The sequence below is a fragment of the Boseongicola sp. genome (genome assembly GCF_057460485.1).
The window spans coordinates 1-3,532 of record NZ_JBVCWP010000360.1; the positions used below are offsets into that span (position 1 = coordinate 1).

The window sequence follows — 3,532 nt, forward strand, 5'->3', positions numbered from 1 at the left end:
GCGAGTCAAATCCTGCATAAATCTGAGATTGGCAGAAAATGTATATCCTGCCATCCGCATTGCGGCGACCTGAAATTGTACCGGGGTGGGCAGTGGGGTCATCGTCGGTTGCTCCGTATTGAATTCAAGAAATGTGTGTCAAGCTTGGACCAGACCGCGCACGCGCATGCCCGCCTAAGCGCCAAGCAGCGCGGAATCTTCTAATCTATACAGCAACAATTATGCAGGTGCAGCAATGAAATGCTGCAGCGCCGCAGTATCGACGAGTGCAAACAAGAACAACGTGCAGACTAACTTTGAAACGTGTTGCTACCCGGGCCCTTTCGAACAAGACATTCTCTGCATTCGGGGGCGTTGCGACGCACCTGACGAAATTTAGCTTTGCGAGGCTCGCAGACCTTTTCAATGCGGATCAACAAACCAACGTCCCGTTGCAGAATTTTAGATTTTGGTGAAGGCTTTCTAGTTGACCAATGAATTAGACGGTCTGCGGCCCCTTTCCGTCTAAAACAGGAGTGGTTTCGATGAGTGATGATACGGAAAATACTCTTGCCCGTGGGCAACAGCGTGGATTGCACGGTCGCCAGCAAGACGAAGGTGTGTCGGTGATCCGCACGATTGCAATGCCAGCAGATACCAATCCGTCAGGCGATATTTTCGGCGGCTGGTTGATGTCTCAGATGGACCTTGCCGCAGGCAATATGGCCGGTCGGGTCTCGCAAGGTCGTGGTGCCACGGTTTCCGTGGAGGCGATGCAGTTTCTGCGCCCGGTCAGGGTCGGCGATGAGGTGACGCTTTACGCAACTCTGCGTAAAGTCGGACGTACATCCATGCGCATTCATGTAGATGCTTGGGCGCGCCCAAGGTATTCGGAAAAAGCTGCAAAGGTTACAGATGCTGATTTCGTTTTCGTAGCGTTAAATGACGACGGTGCACCGCGACCTGTCTTCGACACATAGGTACCTCGCGGCCCAAACCGGACTTTGGCCGCTCCATGCAACGCTGCGGCGCAACTTTCGCATTGCGGCCATTCGTGCATGGCGCAGCATTTTTGTCGGCTAAAACGTCGGTGTGCGGGACGAAGCGGCCAATTCTGCAACTTGCCATTCGATCGTGCGCAGAGTGATCCTAAAGGAGCCTATCCACGTTTTTGCCTAAAGTATCGAATGTGGAGTGGCCTTGGCAGCGTTGCCCCTTGCTGTTGGCAAGGCGTCGGCTTTCGACACCTTGATAATTCCGAGAGGCCCTGGACAGATAAAGTGACTGAAAGGGCAGGGGTTGTTCTCAATCCCTGCCCATAAATCACTTACCTATCTGTCGAAGCCCGCAAATTGCGCGAAGTGCGATGCACCGAGGCCTGCAAGGGCCTCCCGTGCCTCTGCTGACGCATTGCCACGGACTTCAAGTCGCGTGATTGGCGCGATTTCCAGAATGCCGGGCAGGCTCGGACCAACATTGCCCAAATGTGTCAGTAGCGCTTCGGAGCTCTCAAATGTCTCTTCAAGCAGGCAGTGCTTTCCATCTTCACTGATATACCATTGATATCCCAGAGTTCCCGGTTCGCCGTCCTGAACGCTTGATACAAACCCACTGGCCATGGTTTTAAAGTTGTCAACTTCTCCGTCGTTGATCGTCCATTGGATGATGTAAGATACTTTTGTCATTAGTTGTCGTTCCTTGGTCCAGGCTTCGATGGAAACCAAAACCGAACTGGACGAACCACGACTTTGATGCGTTCCGATTTATCCGCAACGGTTTCGATCACTACGAGCATACCAGTTGCATGTCACCAACGTTCTTGATCGCCTCGTCACAAATCAGGCTTCGGGCTCCTTGCTGCCGTTAGCCGCATCGCAGCGATCCTGCCAAACGATCTCGCCCCGACCAACATGAACGGCCCATACCGGCCATTGACCATGCCCTCCGAATGCTGCGGTGCGGCCCGTCGAACCGGTCATTCGCTGCAAGCGCACAATCCGGCGATGGTCGAATTCACACTTCGCGGGACGAAGCGGACATCAACCGGTGTCAACGTGATCGGATTTGTCAGACTTACACCGTGTGCCTATGATGGATTTAAACTTCGATGGTGGCCCGTCTGGGCTGGCTTAACAATTTTTTCTTTGCAAAGAGGTGAATGCGTGCTTTTTCGCGGACTACTTTTGGCCATTGTCACCGCCAGTATGGCCTCTGCGCAGGAGGTGAACATCCGAGATGGGCAGAGCCTGTACAACACGTACTGTTGGCAATGCCATGGCCGAGATGCAACAGGAGACGGGCCGATGGCGGAAATGCTCGCCATTGTGACACCTGACCTAACAAGACTCTCAGCACGACAAGGCGGAACCTTTCCAACAGAAGCTGTCGCGAGGAAAATTGATGGGCGTGCGCCCCTGCTTGCCCACGGTGGGGAGATGCCCATCTTCGGACCCTCTCTAGAAACTGACCAAAACGTCGCTTTGCCCCTGGCAAGTGGACAGCCAATGATGACGGGTCTACCACTCGCAAATGTTGTCGTCTATCTGGAGTCGATACAGGTGGAGTGATCCAAGATCACACCTTGCGACTGGGACAAACCTGCATCTGATGTCACCAGTTTCTTCGGCGGCGACGCCACAGCTCCACAGAATTAACCCACGGGAGACGACATATGGAGTTCGACTTTTCTAGTTCGGTGGCGGCAGCGCTTGCGGCAATCGTCGTGGTTCTTGTTTTGGAAGAATGGGCTTTCTTTGCGGCGAGAACCAAATCTCAGCGAGCTATGATCACCGGGGCTGCGGTGTTCGTACTCGTGATAATCTTCAATCTGTTACCTGGGGTCGTTTTCTAAACCGTGATCTGAAAAACAGAAGTCGTACTGACCCAATCTGATTGCAGAAACGATCTGTTCTGCCCGCACGTCTTCCTTGGGCTCGAAGCAGCCATTCGCTACAGGATGAACCAATGACTACTGTGCGGGACGAAGCGGACGCGGCTAGTTTCCCAGAAGTAGCAGGACGAAAGCGAGGGCGCCCCACGCGGCAATCCCCGGAAGTACAACCCAGTATTGCACCTCTTTGGGTAGGTCCCATCCTTTCACGCCTCTTGCTGCTTTGACAGTCCACAAACATGCAATTGGCCAGTACACGGTGACGCCCAGAGCTGCGCTTAGAACTAGTGGGGACCATGAGGTTTCTAGAAAATGCCCAACAAGTCCGAGGCCAAGCAGAGGTACGTAGAAGACAAGATCCGCCCCCGCATAACCCTTGAAAAAGGCTACCCCGACCTCAGTGATCCGCTCGGAAGGCTCTTGTGTGCCCATTCGTATTCCAAGGGTATAACTTACCGCGGCCGGGCATTGAGCTGCCACGAGATAGACGAAGAGCAACCAGCCGGGAACGTGAATAATCCAGAAAGCGATGTTAGCCATGGTGTCCTTCGATGTGTGCCGTCAGCGTAGAAATGGATCATACAATTGAAAAAAAAGACCGGCGAGCGGCAGAAAGGAACCCCTAGCGGCCGTTCCGAATTCGCGAACCTCATACGACACCCA

At 53.6% G+C, this 3,532-nt stretch carries 5 protein-coding genes; 3 read left to right on the forward strand and 2 right to left on the reverse strand.

Annotated features, from left to right (window positions below):
* The first annotated feature begins 524 nt into the window (after positions 1-524).
* Complete coding sequence (locus AC221Y_RS21975; protein ID WP_486708445.1) at positions 525-959, forward strand: acyl-CoA thioesterase; 435 nt, start codon at positions 525-527, stop codon at positions 957-959.
* 351 nt (positions 960-1,310) lie between these two features.
* Here the strand turns inward: AC221Y_RS21975 and AC221Y_RS21980 are convergent, their stop codons facing one another.
* A complete protein-coding gene (locus tag AC221Y_RS21980) occupies positions 1,311-1,664 on the reverse strand; it encodes a putative quinol monooxygenase (protein WP_299753642.1) in 354 nt (117 codons plus the stop codon).
* A 519-nt stretch (positions 1,665-2,183) separates the two neighbouring features.
* On the opposite strand from AC221Y_RS21980, the gene AC221Y_RS21985 reads away from it, so the two are divergent.
* Positions 2,184-2,546, forward strand: a complete 363-nt coding sequence (locus AC221Y_RS21985) for a c-type cytochrome (RefSeq protein ID WP_299753660.1) — start codon at positions 2,184-2,186, stop codon at positions 2,544-2,546.
* A gap of 104 nt (positions 2,547-2,650) precedes the next feature.
* Positions 2,651-2,830 carry a hypothetical protein gene (locus tag AC221Y_RS21990; RefSeq protein ID WP_299753644.1) on the forward strand — a complete coding sequence of 60 codons (180 nt, stop codon included), beginning with the start codon at positions 2,651-2,653 and terminating at the stop codon, positions 2,828-2,830.
* A gap of 144 nt (positions 2,831-2,974) precedes the next feature.
* Here AC221Y_RS21990 and AC221Y_RS21995 read toward each other — a convergent pair whose 3' ends face one another.
* Positions 2,975-3,409 (reverse strand): hypothetical protein, encoded by a 435-nt coding sequence (locus AC221Y_RS21995; RefSeq protein WP_299753646.1) that lies wholly within the window; start codon positions 3,407-3,409, stop codon positions 2,975-2,977.
* Positions 3,410-3,532 lie beyond the last annotated feature (123 nt).